This window comes from Chryseobacterium indologenes (assembly GCF_001295265.1).
GTDB lineage: Bacteria > Bacteroidota > Bacteroidia > Flavobacteriales > Weeksellaceae > Chryseobacterium > Chryseobacterium indologenes_A.
Window position 1 is genome coordinate 847,833 of record NZ_LJOD01000001.1, and the last position, 18,411, is coordinate 866,243.

Genomic DNA, 18,411 nt, shown 5'->3' on the forward strand with positions numbered 1-18,411 from the left:
TCCGTGATGATTTATAATGCAAAATACTATCTTTCAATGAAAAATAAAAATAGAATATCTATCAAAAAAACTTATGCGTCTATGAACGACGGCTTTTCTTTTGAGCCGGATATTCGGAAAACATCAGCTGTAAAAAACTGCATATAAGAAGCACGTTGAATTCAATTCCGTTGGTTCCCCCTCCTACAACAAACCAGCCGTTCTGCCAGTGAACATAATAAATTCCAAAAATAAAGATCAGTATGTTACAGATGGCTACAGGCCTGATGAATGAATCTATCCAGATTAAAGCGACAGAAGCCAGATGAACAAGCTTTATCATCCATGCCAGATACAGCCCAAACGGACTGAAACCAATGGTGTCTAAAAAAAGAAGCCCAAAATTATTAACATCACCGCTGAAAATAGAAACAGCACTGTGCATCAGCAGAATAACTGAAAGGCCACACCGGAGAAAGAAATACTTTTTCATGAAACCAATTTAGAAAAATCATGAAAAAACTGACCAACAGTGTATATCAACAACTGATAAATAGATATAAAAATGGATAACCGAACATTCAGTTATCCATCATTCATTATTTCAAAAAATAACTATCTGGTTGTATAGCCGCCGTTGGCAAAAATAGTCTGGCCGGTGATCCACCATCCGTCTGTTACCAGAAATTCAACCAGAGGGGCAATATCCTTAATATCGGTAAGCCCTCCTAATGCTGAAGCTGATTTATGATAGGCTACAGCATCGTCTGTTTCCTGCCCATAGAAAAACGGGGTATCCATTGGTCCCGGAGCAACTGCTGTTACTGAGATTCCCCTATTTCCGAATTCTTTAGATGCAGCTCTTGTAAAATGCTCTACCGGAGCCTTTGCTCCTGCATACGTAGAATATAATCCTGTATAAGCTGCCAGCAGTGAAGTAACAATCGTACAGATCTTTCCGTTGTTATTCAGCTTTTTCCCTGCTTCCTGCAAAAAGAAATAGGCTGATTTTGAATTAACATTGAACATGGTATCATATTCAGCCTCAGTAGTTTCTGCAAACGGCTTTTTAAGCACCATTCCTACTGTATTGATCGCAATATCTATTCCCCCGAACCTGGATACCGTTTCATCAAAGAATTTTGCGATATTGTCCACCTGCGTAAGATCTCCCTGAAATAGAAATGCTTCAGCCCCTAAAGCCTGAGCTTCTGCCAAAGTCTTCTCACTTTCTGCTCTGGAGCTTTCACTGTTATAATGAATAGCCAGCTTCGCTCCTTTTGCTGCAAAATCCCTGCTTAGCAGCCCTCCTAAGTTTTTACCTCCTCCGGCAATTAATACTACCTTTCCTTTAACATCTTGTGTTGACATTGTATATTGTTTTATGTTACTGGAGCAAAGATGGATAATGAAAATAAATCTATCATGGTGAATCTTTCGGAAACTGCAGCCTGTGATAAACTCTTTGATATCGTAGCTGTAAAAGTGTATTAAAATAAAAATATTCACAATTTTTTGAAATTAAAAAACTCATACATATCCCATTAAATCACAGAAAGATACAGTAATAAAACACTACAAAAACACTATATTCCCAGGCTGAACACAGGAATAAAACTCAGGTATTTGTGAACTTTAGGCATAACATTTGATGCTAAAAAAGCATATTATAACAAACACCACTTCATTTTTATAATATATTATTTTCCACAATCCTCAGCTTGCTGGGGATTTTTTATATTGGGATGAGGTGTAAAATTTAACATGCTTCGGATGACGCTCTGACTTTTTAAGGACATGATTTACTGAAAAAACACCTCTATACTGATGGAGCCTATTTTATTCAGAAAATATATTTTTGATAATCAAATATTTAAAACAGTGCCATTCATTTTATTATTCGTACCTTTGTACAGATTAGTAAGCAGGAAACTGTCCTCGCTTTCTGTTTTAGTTTAGAATATTTCTTTTTTTCTTTCAGTTTTTGCTTTTTCAGCGGCTCATTTTTAGCTTTTGATTCTTGTATTAATGATAGGATTTCAGAGTACTGATACCGGATAAGCCAAGGGTTCAGACAGTATATACAAAAACAGAACACAAAGCTGATGACATTATGAACAACGTTCAGACAGACCGTAACACCCCATATTAACCAGAAACTAAATACTAAAAATAATTTATGGCAGACTCTTTTTCTAAAAAAGAAAATTTTAAGAAAAAAATTCAAAAACAAAAAGAAAAAGCGCTAAGACGCGAAGAACGTAAAACGAACAACAACAAAGGTAAAGAGCTTGAAGATGTATTTATGTATGTAGATGAGTTCGGAAGACTTACCTCTACCCCCCCTGAAGGAAGACAGGAGGTGAACCTTGATGAGATTCAGCTTGGTGCTGCTCCTATCATTGAAGAAGATCCCCGTAAAACGGGAATCATTACATTCCACAGTGAAAAAGGTTACGGTTTTATTACTGAAGATAAAACGAAAGAAAACATCTTTTTTCACAATAACAGCTGTACAGAACCGGTAAAAAAAGGAAACAAAGTTTCTTTTGAAAAGGAAAAATCTCCAAAAGGATTTTCTGCCGTTGACATTCAGATTGTCAAATAATTTCTTAACAAAAAGCAGGCAGCCTTTTCAGGCGAATCCGTTTTTAATATACTACAGAAGCCACCTTTTCAGGTGGCTTCATGCATCGTAAAAAAAAGTAAAAATTAGTCCAGCTTCCCGCCCAGTGCTTTAAACAGCAGAACGTTATTTCTGGTATTCTGATGCTGAAACTGAAGCAGGTCCAGCTCAGCAGTCAGTTTGCTTTTCTGAGAATTAATCAGTTCAAAATAATTCGCATAACCTGTCAGATACAGATCGTTGGAAACCTCTACCCCACGATCCAGAAATCCTACTTCTTCAGCCTTCAGCTGCAAAACCTTTTCATAGATCTTAGTCTGCTTCAGGATCGACTGCAGTTCATTAAATGCTGTGGTAATGCTCTTCTGATAATTTAGAAAAGCGATCTCCTGCTCTTTGCCGGCCACATTAAATTCATGTTTCAGCTGGCCTTTATTAAAAACAGGAACCATCAGCCCGCCCAACAACTGTCCCGCCAGTGATGCGGGTTTGAAGAATGTACCGGCAGAAAAAGCATTCAGTCCGAAGCTTGCTCCCAGATCTATTTTAGGATAAAAGGCTGCCCTTGCTGCTTTGGCATCAGCCTGGGAAGCTTCCAGCACATAATAATTTGCAGCTACGTCGGGTCTTGAATGAATCACAGCTTCTATATTGATGTCTTTATTCAGGATTTCCATATTGGTTGGCATTAAGGTTTTTCCTCTTTTCACACCACCGCCATAACTTCCTGTCAGCGTTGTAATCGCCTGTTCTACTGTAACGATCTCTACTTTAATATGTTCAATCTCAGCAAGCCAGTTGTTATTCTGTGCTTTGAACTGCTGTACCGCCAGTTCTGTTGCTTTTCCTACTTCCCTCTGAGCCAGGACGATCTCAAAAGCCCTCTGCTGAAGGTTATAGTTCTTCTGATAAATCGCCAGCCGGTTATCCAGGGCAACCAACTGATAATAAAGGTTAGCAATATCGGTAAACAGCTCTACCTGAAGCAGTCTTAAGCCTTCTGTAGAGGCCATAAACTTCTTCTGGGCAGACAGTTTTTTATTTTTAAGCTTACCCCACGCATCAATTTCCCAGCTGCTTCTTGCTCCCAGCCAGTAATTGGGGGTGAAGTCACGGTTGATTTTCTGATCTTCCGTAATATTAGGGGAAAGGTTTGTGTCATAATTCCCAACCCCTTCCATCGTATATTTTCCGTAGCGGTCCCCTGAAGCAGCTGCTCCTATTTCAAGAGAAGGAAGAAGATCCATTTTGGATCTGCGGAGAAAGCTGTTGGCAATTTCCACCCTCTGCTGTGCAATCTGAAAATCAGGGTTGGCTTCCATCACTTTTTCGAAAAGTTCCTGCAGCTGGGGATCTGTAAAATAAGCCTTCAGGTTGATCTGCTGAAACTTATCCGCATCTGTATTATTTTCAGTCCGGACTGCTTCATCCGGCAGCGTTCGGGCTTTTTTAATATCAGCAACATTCGGGACGGCACACGAGGTGAGCCCTAAAGCTGCGATTCCATATACTATAGATTTATGCTTTAATCTTTTCATCTTTCTTCTTATTTTCAAGTTTCGCAAAGAATATATACAGTCCCGGAATGACTACCAGCCCGAAAATAGTTCCAATAAGCATCCCGCCTGCCGCTGCCGTACCGATGGAACGGTTTCCGACTGCACCGGCACCTGAAGCAATGCACAACGGAATAAGTCCTGCCACAAAGGCAAAGGAAGTCATCAGGATCGGGCGTAAACGCTGTCTGGCTCCTTCAATAGCAGCAGGAATAATATCGTAGCCTTCTTTGTTTCTGGCTACAGCAAATTCCACAATCAGAATGGCATTTTTAGCAAGCAGCCCGATCAGCATGACAAGAGCAACCTGTGCGTAGATATTGTTATCCAGCCCTGTCAGCACCAACGCAATGTAAGATCCGAAAATACCTGTCGGAAGGCTTAAAAGCACCGGCATCGGAAGCAGAAAGCTTTCATACTGTGCAGCCAGCAGAAGGTATACGAATAAAAGACAGATCAGGAAGATATAAACCGTCTGGTTACCGGAAAGGATCTCTTCTCGCGTCATCCCGGACCATTCAATATCAAAACCTCTCGGAAGTGTTTCCTTGGCTACTCTTTCAACGGCTGCAATAGCATCCCCGGAGCTGTATCCGTCCGCAGGTTCTCCGTTGATCATTGCTGACATATACATATTATACCTCGTCAGGACTTCCGGTCCGTATACTTTTTCAATGGTAATGAAGGTAGAGAAAGGTACCATTTCACCTTTGTCATTTTTAAGATACAAATTCAGGATACTTTCCGGGGTATCCCTGTGTTCAGGACTTGCCTGCACCATTACCTTATACATCTGGCTGAAGCGAATAAAGTTGGTGGCATAATAGGATCCCAGCATTGTCTGTAAAGTGGACATTGCATTGTCTACCGAAATCCCTTTTTTTGCCGCCATATCATAATCCATATTGATCATGTACTGCGGGAAAGTAGCATCAAAACTGGTGAAATTATTCTGCAGCTCAGGGGCTTCATTCAGTTTTTTGACAAAATCTTTGGTGATTTTATCCGTATTTTCAATTGTTCCTCCGGTTCTGTCCAGTAAACGAAGTTCAAAACCACTTGTATTTCCGAATCCCGGAACCGTAGGCGGCGCGAAGATCTCAATCTGGGCATCAGCAATGCCTTTTGTCTTATCAGAGAGTTCTGCGATGAGGTCATTCACAGAGATATTCCTTTCTTTCCAGTCTTTAAGGTTGATCATTGCCATTCCGTAGGAAGATCCCGCAATTTCCGTTACAATACTGTATCCGGCAAGGGTTGTTACGTTTTCTACCCCTTCAATTTTTTTGGCAATACCCGTTACTTCATCCAGAACCTTTTCAGTTCTTTCAACCGTAGCCCCCTGTGGGGTGGTAACACTTACATATACCATTCCCTGATCTTCCATCGGGATAAATCCGGTTGGGAGGAACCTGCTGGTAACTCCTGTCAGAAAGATAAATAAAAACAGGAGCCCAAAAGTAACCACTGTGCGGGTGGCAAATTTTGAAAGGATTCCTACATAGCGGTCTGTCAGTTTTTCAAAACCTTTATTGAAGCTCCGGAAAAACCTGTCGATAACTGTTTTCTTTTTATCATGTTGATGAGGTTTTAGAATAATGGCACATAGCGCAGGAGTAAGGGTTAATGCATTTACCCCCGAGATGACGATACTTATTGCCAATGTCAGGGAGAACTGGCGGTAAAAAACTCCTACCGGACCATCCAGAAATGCTACCGGAATAAATACTGCCGACATCACAATGGTAATAGCCACTACTGCTCCTGCAATCTCTTTGGTTGCGCTGATTGTGGCTTCCAGGGGCATCATTCCTTCCTCCATCTTCACGTGAACTGCTTCAACAACTACAATTGCGTTATCCACCACAATCCCGATTGCAAGAACGAGAGCAAATAAGGTTAATAGATTTACCGAGAAATCCAGCATACTCATAAAAGCAAAGGTTCCTACCAGCGCAACAGGTACCGCAAGAACAGGAATCAAAGTGGAACGCCAGTCCTGAAGGAAAATAAACACTACAATTCCCACCAGAATAAACGCTTCGATAAGGGTAATCAGTACTGCACTGATGGAGGCATCCAGAAATCGGGAAACATCATAAGCCATATTGTATTCCATACCGGGAGGGAAAGAAGTCCCTTTCAGTTCTTCCATTTTGGCTTTTACGCTTTCAATGACTTCAGAGGCATTAGAACCCGGGCGCTGCTTCATCATAATAGAGGCCGAAGGTCTTCCGTCTGTTTTGGAAACCATTCCGTAGTTCATAGCCCCGAACTCTACTTTTGCAATATCTTTAAGCTTAAGAATCGTTCCGTTGACATCAGACCGGATCGGAACTTCTTCGTATTGTTTGGGTTCAAAGAATTTCCCCTTATATTTAATTACATACTGCAGCTGGCTTGAAGTTTTCCCGGAGGTTTCCCCTACTTTTCCCGGAGCTGCCGAAATATTCTGTTTCTGTAAGGAACCGATTACTTCATCTGCCGAGATATTATAAGCAGCCATCTTCTGCGGATCCAGCCACACTCTCATAGAGTATTCTTTCTGTCCCATAATTTCCGCACGTCCTACCCCATCAATACGTTTCAGCTCCTGAAGGATGTTTATATCCGTAAAATTATAGATGAACTGTTCATCCTGGCTGGGATCTGTACTGGTAATATTAAGGTACATCAGCATACTGTTTACCTCTTTTTCCGTAGTCACTCCCGCCCGGATTACTTCTTCCGGAAGTTCATCAAGGATGGTGGTCACCCTGTTCTGGACGTTTACTGCCGCCACATCGGGATCTGTTCCCACTTCAAAGAAAACCTGAATCAGGGTAAGCCCGTCATTGGAGGTTACTGTTGACATATACGTCATTCCGGGAACCCCGTTGATGGCCCGTTCTAAAGGAAGCGCCACCGCATTGGCCGATACTTCGGCATTGGCTCCTGTATATTTTGCGGTTACCGTTACAGAAGGAGGTACAATATCAGGAAACTGTGTAATAGGCATCTTCATCAATGCCATAATTCCCAGCAGTACGAATACAATGGAAATAACCAACGAAAGAACCTTTCGTCTTATAAACATTTCTACCATGGTAAGTTGATTTAAAGATGAAGGTTAATATTTCTTTTTGATTTTGATGACTTCTCCGTCTTTTAAAGACTGTGTTCCTTCATAAATGATTACATCTCCTTTTTTAAGGCCGCTTTCCACCATATAAGAATCTCTTAAAGTGGTTCCGATCTTAATACTCGTCATTTTTACTTTATTCTGCTTATCTACGACAAATACATAGGTTTTGTCCTGGATAGAAAATGTTGATTTCTGCGGAATCAGGATGGCATTATCCTGCTGTTCGGAAATAATAAGCTTCCCTGAAGTACCATGCTTGATGAGGCGGTCCGGGTTTGGGAAGAGTACTTTATACCGGATGGAACCTGTAGTTCTGTCGATTTCCCCTTCGGCTGTTTTTAATGCTCCATTAAACTGATAATTGACTCCGTTAGGAAGGGTAAGCTCAATTTTCTGGTGGTTTCCGATCTTATCATTCGCCAAAAGTTCAAAATAGAGATTCTCGGGGATGGAAAAATAAGCATACACTTCGTTCAGCTGTGAAAGTGTGGTGAGCAGGGTACCGTTTTCCACGAGACTTCCGTCTTTGTGGGGGATTACATCAATCACCCCGTCAAAAGGGGCCGTAATTTTTGTAAAGCTGATCTTTTGTAAAACAGTTCTTCGTTCGGCATCAGCGTAGGCATATTTTGCTTTGGCTGATGAAAGCCTGGCCTTGACCATTTCCAGCTCATTATTGGCCACAAATTTCTTGGCATGAAGGCTCTGGATCTGTTTCAGCTCTACTTCTGCAATGCGTACATCGGCATCAGCCTGCTTCAGAGCGGCATCGGCTTTCAGCAGATCCATCTGCAGTTCAGCATCGTTGATCTTGAATAGGGGCTGCCCCTGGTGAACAAACTGGCCCTCGTTGACATAAATATGCTGAATAATCCCGCCAATTCTGGAGCGGATATCCACATTTTTCTTAGCCTGAATATCGGTTACGAACTGGTTATTGACAAGCGTATCTTTTTCTTTGATTTCCAGTACGGGAACTTCTTTTTCTTTATTTCTGTTTTTTTGGGTGCCTTTACTGCATGACACAGCGAATAATATTGCAAGCATGCAAATTATTACGTTTTTAGAATACATCTTAAATTGTTTAAGTTATAAAAATTCGTTAAAATAAATTGGTTTTCAACAACTTAAACTAATACAACTGGAGGAGATGGAGAAAAGATTTTACGCCACAGATAGATGAAACGGCAATATCCGGAAGTGTAATTTTTGAAGTAATTTTTTCAATTACAGAAAAGTCTCCGGATGCTTCCTCAATTTTACGGGCTGCATTTTTTACAATTTTTGAAACTGTAGACACGGCATGCGTGTTCATGTCTGTTTCTTCGTAGAAATCGAGAATATGAACATTACCTATCTGAGGTACACAGGGAACATTCGGCAATGATTTTTCTGCCCATTTCGAATTGAAAAGGGTAAAAACCAACATGAAATAAAAAAAGATAAATGACCTCAGACCTGCCATGTCAAAAGAATACTTAGTTTTTCAGTAAAAACAATAGTTTCGCAAAATTATGGATTTCAGATGAGGTTTATGGCCTTTTAAATGTTAAAAAAACTTAAACAATCAGGGTTTTGCCAGAAAAGAGCTTTGGGGGATATTTAAAAGCCTTATTTATATGTCCAGGGAAAAGCCTTTTAACCACAACAGCTTTACATTTTGGTAATTTCAGCTGAGAACTTTGTACATTAAACCTTTATTTATACTGTTGGAAAATTCCAAAATCGGTAGGTGTCCACAGCGCTGCTTTCTGTCCGGCTGCTTTCAGGGCATCGTTTGACCAGGTATTGCAGGTATACAGGAAGCTGTACGTTCCCTTGGCATCATAGAACGCATCATGATCATCATAAACTGCATTGGTAGGAATCAGGATAAAATTTCCGTTCTGATCCCTGTCGAACTTATCTTCCACAAACTTCACCAGATTTTTGTACTGATTTCTGCTGATCATGATCATTTTGCAGTCATCCCCTTCTTTCATGGTTCTGTAATAGGTACAGTGCATGGCTGATTCACTCATCCAGAAAGCGGCTTTCACGGCTGTTGAGAATTTAAGGTCGGCCCAGGTTGGTGTATCCAGATAAAATCCTTTATCTCCCCATCCTACTCCAATATAGCTGTAATCTGTTTTTTTGGATTTTATATTGTCAAAGGGAATTTTCCGGCTCCAGTCCTGAAGATCATTTTTTACAGGCATCACAATGTCAGTGTGCACTCCGTTGGTATAAATATAGATGGGAATCACCTTTTCCTGTCCGTCATCTTTGGCAGAAACGGATATGAACGGGAGTGCAAGACCTAATGCAATATATAGAATTACAATTCCCAAAATTACGCCTACGGTTTTCAGGATATACATTACTATCATTTTCACAGTCATGTTTTAATAAAATTTAATCTGTAATTTTCCGTAAAAGTATTTGTTTTAATCGGAAAAATGAGTATATTTAGTTACGAAATATTCACAAATATGCGTAAAAATACTAAATCACAAAAAAGATTTAAAATAAGAGTAAAAACAGCTCCTAAAAGAGTACAAAAAAAGCGTTGATTTTCTGTGGGACCTTAGTCTCCTGAAAGTCAATTTTTCTTTTTGGGAAAGATGCTGTAAAAGATTCTTTACCGTATTAAATCTAACCTCTTTAAGACTGAAAACTTAAGGAATGGACGATTAACCTTTTATATTTTGGAAGCACAAAATTCCAGACGAGGGAGCGTCCGCAGCAATCCAGACTAATTTTTACCCGAATATTTTTCCAGGAACTCAATATTTCGCTTAAGACCTGCAAATTTGGTTCTTTTTACGGGAGATTTTCTGAAGATGCCTGAGAATATTTCCTGAGTAATTTCTTTCCACTCTTCTTTTTTGAAGTTTTTCAAGGCTTCATTGGGAGTAAATCTGTTCTGCTGATGAGGTGCTGAGAACCGGTTCCACGGGCATACATCCTGACAGATGTCACATCCGAACATCCAGTCTTCCATTTTATTTTTAAAATGATCAGGAATTTCATTCTTCAGCTCTATGGTTGCATAGGAAATACAGCGGCTTCCGTCAATGATCTTTTCAGATACAATGGCATCTGTGGGACAGGCATCAATACATTTTCTGCAGGTTCCGCAGTGATCCGTCACCGCATGGTCCGGAACAAGTTCAAGATCGCAGATAATTTCTGCCAGAAAGTAAAAGGAGCCGTTCTGTTTGGTGATCAGATTGGCATTTTTTCCTACCCAGCCTATTCCCGATTTTCTGGCCCAGCTTCTTTCAAGTACGGGTGCCGAATCTACAAAAACCCTGAATCCGAATTCCCCTATTTCTTCCTGAAGCTCTGCCACCATTTCACGAAGAATTTCTTTAACCACTTCATGATAGTCTTCTGCATAAGCATATTTGGAGATTTTGTAGTTCTCCAGTGCCGGGATTTTTTCTTCCGGGAAATAGTTATAGGAAAGCGAGATTACCGATCTGGAGCCTTCCACCAGCAACCTTGGATCTAACCTTTTGTCAAAATGATTCTCCATGTATTTCATCTCGCCATGGAAATTATTTTTAAGCCATTTCTCAAGATTAGGGGCGTCTTCTTCCAGGAAATCAGCTTTTGAAATACCGCAACTCTGAAATCCAAAACGTTCTGCTTTGGATTTAATCAGCTGTGAGTATTTTTCGGCACCGGTATTCAGGATTTCCACTCTGCAAAATTAAGATTATTTTATCAATGTTGGATTGAAGGAGAAGCTGACGGGAGTGCAGATTTCTTTTTGGAAGCGAAGATGATGTATAGATGATATTAATTTTTTAGATTAGCCGTTTGAATTTTTAAGAAGCAGAACATCAACTTTACTTATTCAATAAAGCGGAAGGATAACTGTTTTTTGTTTTTATTAAAGCTGTTTCATAAAAATACTCTGCCGGAAACATAACCGCTTTTCCGTAAGGCTTTTCAAAATTTGAATGTGGAAGAAAGTTTTCAGAAAAAATTGCGTATTTTCGTTCTTATTTTTAATAATTAAAATTAAACAGTTATGTCTTTAATAGAAGTAATACAATCAGGAAATTATGAGCTGATCGATGTTCGTGAACCCATGGAACTTGAAATGGACGGGAATATTGAAGGGGCAAAAAATATTCCTCTTGGTGAAGTAGAAGATAGAAAAGAAGAAATCTTATCAATTGAAAAGCCGGTGATCTTATTCTGCAGAAGTGGAAACAGAAGCGGAAAAGCATTGGAATATCTTAACAGCCAGGGCTTGAAAGACGGTTATAACGGCGGAGGCTGGGCTGAGCTGAAAGCTGTATTGGACGCAAATCAGGGAACTTTTTAAAAGTTCCTTTTTTTATCTTACTAAGCCATGGACCTGAAAAAAATATTTGAACAGCTTTGTCTTTCATTTACAAAAGATGAGAACCTTATCAGTTCGCTGTGGCGGGAAATTGAAACTCAGTATTCTGAAAAAGGCAGATATTATCATAATCTTCTTCATCTTGAAAATATGATTCATGAACTGACTGCCGTAAGAAATAAAATCTCCGGTTTTGATGAGGTCCTTTTTTCCGTATTCTATCATGATGTTATTTATGATGCTTCTTCAAAGTCCAATGAAGAAAAAAGCGCAGCATACGCTGTACCACGGCTTGAACAACTGGGGCTCTCCCCAGGCCGAATTTTAAAAGTTAAAGATCAGATTCTTTCAACAAAAACCCATCAGAAATCGAATGATCATGATACCAACTATCTTCTGGATGCTGATCTTTCGGTTTTGGGAAAAGATCCGGAAACCTATTTCAGTTACAGCCGGAAAATCCGTAAAGAATACTCCATCTATCCTGATTTTCTCTATCAACCCGGACGAAAGAAAGTGTTGAAACATTTCCTGAAGCTCGACCAAATTTTTAAAACAGAAGAATTCAAAAACCTGTATGAAGCTCAGGCTATAGAGAATATAAAAGCTGAACTTCAGATGCTTTAATTTTAAAGTTTTTGCCGGGTAATCTTTATTATAGCAGGATCAGGAATCAGAACTATTTTTATTGTAAATTAGTGTGAACAAAAATATGCACCTGCCATGAAAAAACTCTCTGCCATTGCTGTCATTCTCATTATTACAGGCCTTTCAGGCGGTATCCTGTATGCATTTCTGGGAAATCCTTTTGGTTCAAAATCTGAATTTGACAAGGTGGATCAATCCAATGACAAAATCATCAGTATGTTCAATGCACAGGTAGATCAGCAGATTGAAAATCATACGCAAAGCACAATGTATCCCGGATATATAAGTGAAAGCCGCCAAAATACAGTCAATTATTTAAAATCCATCAAAACTATTGAAAGTTATGCCCGCTATGGTGTACAGTCCACCCAGCCCAGAAATTACCTGGAGCTTAATATTACATTTAATGATGGTACAACAGCCAAAGGGTTGTATACGGGGCACTCCTGTTCAGGGTATATAGGTCCATGCCTGTTGATGAAGGTAGAAATGAATGACGGGAAAGCTGTGAAGGTGTTTACCAACGGGCAGGAGAAAAAAGGTTCCCCGGACTGGATCATTCCGGATCTCGATATCCTGATAGGAAAAGCCATTTCTTACGATATGGGCAGAAACCGGCAAAACTATTTTCCACCTGAAAAAAATCAGCAGGATTTTGATAAAGAATGGGAAAACAGGAAGTAAACAGCAGCTACAGGTATTTTCTGAAATTCCAGAGCTTTCTTTTTTTGAGATAGCTCAAATCCGACTCATTGGTATAGGCTTCTCTTTCAAATGAAATTCTTCTGTAGGCCAGATATCCGTTTTTTAATCTGAAAAACCAGTAGTAATATTCAATAACATATACTATATAGAAGAAAATAACCAACAGCTCCATCTGCTGTCTTAAATGGATTCTTTCGTGATTGATAAGTATTTTATTTTCCTTATCTTCGGGTTTCCTAATAAAGATAAAAGGAAAGAGAGTAATGCCGTTAATTTTAAGTTTTTTTAATGGCTTTTGGCATACAATTATCATATAACAAATATAAAGTTTTTTTGACTTAGAGATTTAACTTATGGCCCATTATGACATCAAAGAAGGTGAAGACTTTTACTATAATGAACAGGGGTACAAGGTTTTTACAGAGAAATTTCATCTGAAAAGGGGATACTGCTGTAAAAGCGGATGCAGACACTGTCCTTACGGGTACGATAAAAAGACTGATACATTCATAAAAAACGATAAAAAAAATAAATAAAATGAAAAAATATATTTTTATTTTGTTGGCATCGGCTTCATTAGCCCTCACATCGTGTAGTCCTTTCCAGGTACGTTCAGATTATGCTGAAACCGCTAATTTTACTACGTATAAAACGTATAAAATAAGAATTGACGACCTGAAATTAAATGACATTGATAAAGACAGGGTTCTGAATGAACTGTCGAGACAACTTCAGAGCAAAGGTCTTCAATCCGGAGAAAATCCTGATCTGATTGTTAATGTAAAAGCCAATCACAAAAAAATCACTGATATTACCAACAATACTCCGTATGGAATGTATGGATGGGGCGGTCCTTTCGGATGGGGTGTCGGCATGAGCAGAACATGGACCAGCAACTATAACGAAGGTGCTTTAATTGTAGATCTTATTGATTCAAGAACCAATAAACTGGTATGGCAGGGAATCGGAAGCGGGATTTCTGTAGATTCACCAAAAGCCAAACAGAGACAAATCCCTGAAATTATGGCCGAGATTATGAAGAATTATCCGCCACAGAGAAAATAGGATTTTAATTGCTTATGATATATAGCCGGTACAGTTTTTTGTATCGGTTTTTTGTTGGCTATTTTTCTAAACCTGACAGATCTTTGAGAACCTGTTAGACCTAATCTCCTATAAAAAATTTACAACAAAGGATTTTTTGCTCATTTTTTCATTATCAGCAGAATATTATCCTCAGCATATAAAAATAAAAAGGCTGTACATTCAAAATTAACGATAATGTCATTTTTTATTCACTGAAATGTAGTAATCTTACGGAAATTTTATTGATATGAAAAAAATCATCTTATTCACTGTAATAGCGGGGTTTGCCAATGCCCAGGCTCCTGCAGGGTACTACAATTCAGCCAACGGACTGAGCGGAGCATCGCTGAAAACGGCATTAAGCACCATCATTACCAACGGACATCAGGACAAAGGTTATAGCGGTCTGTGGACTGGTTACAAAACCACTGATATTGATAAAAATTATGAAAATGACGGTTCTATCATGGATATTTATTCAGAGAAGCCTGACGGAACGGATCCCTATAAGTATACTCCGGGAACCAGCCAGTGCGGAACCTACGGAACGGAAGGCGACTGCTACAACCGTGAGCATATTGTTCCTCAAAGTCTGTTCAATCAGTCTTCGCCAATGGTTTCGGATATTCATTTCATCCGTGCTACGGACGGAAAGGTGAACGGGATGAGAAGCAATTATCCTTTCGGGAAAGTGGGAACGGCTACATTTACTTCAAAAAACGGCTCCAAACTCGGCAGCTCTGCCTCCTCAGGCTATTCGGGAACTGTATTTGAACCGATAGATGAGTTTAAAGGGGATGTAGCCCGTATGATTTTCTATTTTGTAACCCGTTACCAAAGCAAGCTTTCCTCTTTTTCTTCCGGAAATATGCTGGGAAGCTCTGCATTTCCGGGACTACAGACCTGGGAACTGAATGTGCTGCTCGCATGGCATAATCAGGATCCTGTTTCTCCGGCAGAGGTTAACCGAAATAATGCATCGTACAAATACCAGGGAAACAGAAATCCATTTATCGACAATCCGAATTATGTGAACCTGATCTGGGGATCTTCCAATCCGGGAACCACTAATCCTAATCCTAATCCGGGAACAGGCTGTATCAACGAAACATTTGAATCTATTCCGGCAGCCAATGCATCTTACACAACAAGAACATGGACGAGCGGAGGTGTTTCATGGACCGCCACAGATGCAAGAACTGATCAAACGATTAACAATAAAGCCATTACCGTGAGAAACGGTTCTTTAACTTCAGGCAGCTCAGGTAACGGAATCGGATCATTAACGGTAACTACGCAGCTGAAATTTTCAGGAAGCAACGGGAATTTAGAGGTAAAAGTAAACGGAACCACTGTGGGAACTGTTCCTTACAGTACAACTGCAACTACAACAACAATCAGTAATATCAATGTTTCCGGAAATGTAACAGTAAGCCTGGTTAATAATTCTTCAGGCAACAGAATTGCCATTGATGATCTGAAATGGACCTGCTATTCCGGAACCTCCAACCAAAGCAGAACACTTTCTTCTGATTCTCCTATTCAGGAGCTTCAGGTTTACCCTAATCCAATTTCAGGACAGGAAATATTTGTGAAAGGAAATGTTCAGAACATCAAAAAAGCAGAAATCTATAATCTGCAGGGAAGACCTCTTCAGACGATTGACCAACCTTTTAAAAACGGAAATTCTATCAGAATCCAAAATCTTGGACAAGGAGTTTATTTATTGAAACTGGACCAGTCTACGTTAAAATTTTTAGTGAAATAGTTTTGAATACGATAGCATCATGAGACCGGTAAAGCCGGTCTTTTTTATTTTCCGGGTTGCCAAAAATTTTAAATTTATTTTTTAGCCTTGATTATCTTGCCCCAATCCGTAAACATTTTGTTAAGCGTAGAGGTATTAACAATTGAAAAGGTGAGCATTCCGATGAAAATGGCCAGCCAGCAGTAAGCGAGCTTAACACCGTTCCTGTCGGTAGTGAGGAAAAGGACAAATATAGCGATAGCACCCAATATAAAGGTGAAAATCAATGAGTAATACAATGCCTGAATAAGATACATATTCAGTTTCAGTTTTCTGAATATCCACGCTATGGGTATCAGGAGTACTGCTACTGTCAATGGCAGGAACATAGCGGCAAAAATTACAGTTTCGGGATGCTCCGTCAGTTCCTGTTCCAATCCGAAGAAGGTATTAAAGCTGAATATTTTCATAATATTTTTCTGAATCAGGGATTTCCAGTAGGGTTTTATTTTTGTAACCGAGCAGCCTGGCGAAGATCACATTGGGAAATTCATGAATGTCGATATTGTATAGGCTGACGCTGTCGTTAAAGAATTCTCTTCGGTCCGCAATTTTATTTTCAAGTTCGGTGATTCTGTTCTGCAATTCAAGGAAATTATTATTGGACTTGAGTTCCGGATAATTCTCAGATACCGCAAAGAATGACTGAAGGGCTCTTGTCGTTTCATTAGCCAATCCTGTCTTCTGATCAGAATCTGCAGCATTCTTATAGGAGGATCTGAGCTCTGTCAGGCGGGTAAGAATTTCTTTTTCATAATTCATATAGTGTCTGGCTACGCTTACCAGATTGGGGATTTCGTCTGCCCTCTGCTTCAGAACGACGTCTATATTGCTGTAAGCCTTTTCTATATTGAATCTGAGCAGGACCAGCTTATTGTAAATGTTGATGAAAAAGCCAATTACGGCGATCACCAGAAGGATAGAAAATGCTATTGCGGTAGTCTGATTCATTATTGTAAAAGTATGTAAATAATCATTATAATCACCGCAGTACACGTAAACATGAATGATCGCAGCAGCGGCTGATATTTGTTCCAGATGGTAATTCCTGAAGCAGATGTAATGCCTAATATTTTGTAATGGTTGTCTTTTCGGATGAAAGTTATTCCGTCCTCTGCATCTGCATATCCTACCAGTAGCATTTTCTGGCCGTTTTTCAGAAGGGTTTCTGTATATCTTTTATTATTCTCCCGGTTTACGTTGGTTTCTGCCAGAAGAACGAACTCAATACCTTCCGGTTGTACGTCTGCAATTCCGGTTTCATCCTGCATGCGGAAGGGCTTGCATTGTGTTTCGCGGTGAATGGTTCTGTAGGAATCTTTCCCGTCGGAATCTCTTTCTATATCTTCTATGGTGTAATAATATCCGATACATTCTTCACCATCTACCGGAGAAATAAGCGGCTCGCCCATGATCAGGGTTCCTTCAATTTCCACAAGACCTTTGGCCATGGATTTTATTTTTGAGGTAGGCAGGGATGCCTGAAGCCTGAGAAAACGTTTGGCAGGTGTAGGTTTCATTAAAACCAGTGCGATGAAAACAAAAAAAGCCAGAGGGAAAAGCACAAACAGCTGTTCTGCATAGGCATCATAATTACGGGATATGCTAAGCATGACGTGGTGCAGCGGCATTTTCTCCTTAAAAACCGCAGCCCATACAATAAAATAGGTCAGACAGAGCAGGATAACTGCAAAAATTATCCATCCCAGGTATGATCTTTTTCTTTCGTTTCTCATGGTTATGTTATTATTATCCGCTGAATATTTTATACACAGGCCGGAAGTTTAAAAATACACTTTATCTGAAATTAAAAAACGATGAATCTTCAATTAAAAAAACACCGGAAAAAGCCTGATTTTATTACTGTTTAAGATAAATAACGGCAATACAGGCTATATTGAGAGACAGGATCAATAAGCCACAATATATGGATAGGATCAGTCTTTTTTTCAATGAATGTGCTGTTGTATAAGACCATAATAAACAGGCGGAAAATGCTGCCATTGCTGTAAAGATACTTCCCAAAAAGAGCATCATCCAGTTGAGGTCTACAGCATTAGCGCTATTTTCAGAACTCTTATCGGTGATCTGAAGGCGCTGCCCGATATGTGGTGGATTATTCTCTGCAATATCTAATGTTTTGGTTATTTTATCCCCTTCTCTGTTGGTATATTCTACTTCAGGAAAATACACGGGTTTATCGGAATAGGAAGAATTCCGGAAGCTCTGGCTTTTCACTATTTCTTTTTTATAACCGGTAACCACAGCTTCATACCTGTTTTCGCTTAAAGTTCTGTAGGCCTTTTCCCAGAAAAAGCTATACGACAGTACGAAAGTAAGGGTATTGATCACAACCATGACCAGGCATACAAAAAAAAGAAGAAATATCTTTTCCGGGATACTCCCCTCTTTTTTATCTCTATTTCTTATCCGGATTATCTTACTGAAAATTCTATATCCCGCATATACGGAAAATAAGGTAACCACAAGAACAAAGTATCCGAAAAAAGTCATAAGATTTTACTTTTCTCTTTATTGCTG

20 protein-coding genes are annotated in these 18,411 nt (G+C 39.5%); 7 read left to right on the top strand and 13 right to left on the bottom strand.

From position 1 onward, the window contains the following. Positions 1–79: 79 nt before the first annotated feature. Both AOB46_RS03810 and AOB46_RS03815 read right to left on the bottom strand, forming a co-directional pair. Complete coding sequence (locus tag AOB46_RS03810) at positions 80–472, bottom strand: DoxX family protein (protein WP_062696696.1); 393 nt, start codon at positions 470–472, stop codon at positions 80–82. Between the two features lie 122 nt (positions 473–594). Then, on the bottom strand, positions 595–1,350 hold the full coding sequence (locus tag AOB46_RS03815; RefSeq protein WP_062696697.1) for an SDR family oxidoreductase: 756 nt from the start codon (positions 1,348–1,350) through the stop codon (positions 595–597). An 808-nt stretch (positions 1,351–2,158) separates the two neighbouring features. Between AOB46_RS03815 and AOB46_RS03820 the strand changes: the two genes are divergently transcribed. Continuing rightward, positions 2,159–2,587 (top strand): cold shock domain-containing protein, encoded by a 429-nt coding sequence (locus AOB46_RS03820; protein WP_062696698.1) that lies wholly within the window; start codon positions 2,159–2,161, stop codon positions 2,585–2,587. A 104-nt stretch (positions 2,588–2,691) separates the two neighbouring features. Here AOB46_RS03820 and AOB46_RS03825 read toward each other — a convergent pair whose 3' ends face one another. From AOB46_RS03825 to queG, 6 genes are all read right to left on the bottom strand, one after another. Then, entirely contained in the window at positions 2,692–4,143 is a 1,452-nt protein-coding gene (locus AOB46_RS03825) for an efflux transporter outer membrane subunit (RefSeq protein WP_062696699.1), read from the bottom strand. Beyond that, positions 4,124–7,246, bottom strand: a complete 3,123-nt coding sequence (locus AOB46_RS03830; RefSeq protein ID WP_062696700.1) for an efflux RND transporter permease subunit — start codon at positions 7,244–7,246, stop codon at positions 4,124–4,126. Before AOB46_RS03830 ends, AOB46_RS03825 begins: the two co-directional genes overlap by 20 nt. A gap of 24 nt (positions 7,247–7,270) precedes the next feature. Further along, a complete protein-coding gene (locus AOB46_RS03835; protein WP_241489155.1) occupies positions 7,271–8,332 on the bottom strand; it encodes an efflux RND transporter periplasmic adaptor subunit in 1,062 nt (353 codons plus the stop codon). An 85-nt stretch (positions 8,333–8,417) separates the two neighbouring features. Beyond that, a complete protein-coding gene (locus tag AOB46_RS03840; protein ID WP_131724314.1) occupies positions 8,418–8,714 on the bottom strand; it encodes a hypothetical protein in 297 nt (98 codons plus the stop codon). 268 nt (positions 8,715–8,982) lie between these two features. Next, positions 8,983–9,660 carry a TIGR02117 family protein gene (locus AOB46_RS03845; RefSeq protein WP_410470258.1) on the bottom strand — a complete coding sequence of 226 codons (678 nt, stop codon included), beginning with the start codon at positions 9,658–9,660 and terminating at the stop codon, positions 8,983–8,985. Between the two features lie 359 nt (positions 9,661–10,019). Continuing rightward, positions 10,020–10,964 carry a tRNA epoxyqueuosine(34) reductase QueG gene (queG, locus tag AOB46_RS03850; protein WP_062696805.1) on the bottom strand — a complete coding sequence of 315 codons (945 nt, stop codon included), beginning with the start codon at positions 10,962–10,964 and terminating at the stop codon, positions 10,020–10,022. A gap of 342 nt (positions 10,965–11,306) precedes the next feature. Between queG and AOB46_RS03855 the strand changes: the two genes are divergently transcribed. The 3 genes from AOB46_RS03855 (at position 11,307) to AOB46_RS03865 (ending at position 12,956) form a co-directional block, all read left to right on the top strand. Further along, positions 11,307–11,606, top strand: coding sequence for a rhodanese-like domain-containing protein (locus AOB46_RS03855; protein WP_062696704.1), 300 nt, complete (start codon positions 11,307–11,309; stop codon positions 11,604–11,606). Positions 11,607–11,633: 27 nt separating this feature from the next. Continuing rightward, positions 11,634–12,251, top strand: a complete 618-nt coding sequence (locus AOB46_RS03860) for a hypothetical protein (RefSeq protein ID WP_062696705.1) — start codon at positions 11,634–11,636, stop codon at positions 12,249–12,251. A gap of 96 nt (positions 12,252–12,347) precedes the next feature. Beyond that, the gene (locus AOB46_RS03865; protein WP_062696706.1) at positions 12,348–12,956 is read left to right on the top strand and encodes a hypothetical protein; all 609 of its coding nucleotides are present in this window, start codon (positions 12,348–12,350) and stop codon (positions 12,954–12,956) included. 7 nt (positions 12,957–12,963) lie between these two features. Here the strand turns inward: AOB46_RS03865 and AOB46_RS03870 are convergent, their stop codons facing one another. Beyond that, the gene (locus AOB46_RS03870) at positions 12,964–13,290 is read right to left on the bottom strand and encodes a hypothetical protein (RefSeq protein ID WP_062696707.1); all 327 of its coding nucleotides are present in this window, start codon (positions 13,288–13,290) and stop codon (positions 12,964–12,966) included. 40 nt (positions 13,291–13,330) lie between these two features. Here AOB46_RS03870 and AOB46_RS03875 point away from each other — a divergent pair, with 40 nt between their 5' ends. The 3 genes from AOB46_RS03875 (at position 13,331) to AOB46_RS03885 (ending at position 15,831) form a co-directional block, all read left to right on the top strand. Then, positions 13,331–13,513: a DUF5522 domain-containing protein gene (locus AOB46_RS03875; protein ID WP_007842321.1), complete on the top strand. Its 183-nt coding sequence runs from the start codon at positions 13,331–13,333 to the stop codon at positions 13,511–13,513. A gap of 1 nt (position 13,514) precedes the next feature. After that, the gene (locus AOB46_RS03880; protein ID WP_062696708.1) at positions 13,515–14,042 is read left to right on the top strand and encodes a DUF4136 domain-containing protein; all 528 of its coding nucleotides are present in this window, start codon (positions 13,515–13,517) and stop codon (positions 14,040–14,042) included. Positions 14,043–14,310: 268 nt separating this feature from the next. Further along, positions 14,311–15,831 carry an endonuclease gene (locus AOB46_RS03885; RefSeq protein ID WP_062696709.1) on the top strand — a complete coding sequence of 507 codons (1,521 nt, stop codon included), beginning with the start codon at positions 14,311–14,313 and terminating at the stop codon, positions 15,829–15,831. Between the two features lie 74 nt (positions 15,832–15,905). On the opposite strand, the gene AOB46_RS03890 is transcribed toward AOB46_RS03885, so the two are convergent. The 4 genes from AOB46_RS03890 to AOB46_RS03905 form a co-directional block, all read right to left on the bottom strand. Then, entirely contained in the window at positions 15,906–16,280 is a 375-nt protein-coding gene (locus AOB46_RS03890) for a hypothetical protein (protein WP_062696710.1), read from the bottom strand. Continuing rightward, positions 16,261–16,821 (bottom strand): LemA family protein, encoded by a 561-nt coding sequence (locus AOB46_RS03895; RefSeq protein WP_062696711.1) that lies wholly within the window; start codon positions 16,819–16,821, stop codon positions 16,261–16,263. Before AOB46_RS03895 ends, AOB46_RS03890 begins: the two co-directional genes overlap by 20 nt. Beyond that, positions 16,821–17,606, bottom strand: a complete 786-nt coding sequence (locus AOB46_RS03900; RefSeq protein ID WP_062696712.1) for a hypothetical protein — start codon at positions 17,604–17,606, stop codon at positions 16,821–16,823. Before AOB46_RS03900 ends, AOB46_RS03895 begins: the two co-directional genes overlap by 1 nt. Before the next feature lie 124 nt (positions 17,607–17,730). Further along, positions 17,731–18,384, bottom strand: coding sequence for a DUF3592 domain-containing protein (locus tag AOB46_RS03905; RefSeq protein WP_062696713.1), 654 nt, complete (start codon positions 18,382–18,384; stop codon positions 17,731–17,733). Between the last annotated feature and the right edge of the window lie 27 nt (positions 18,385–18,411).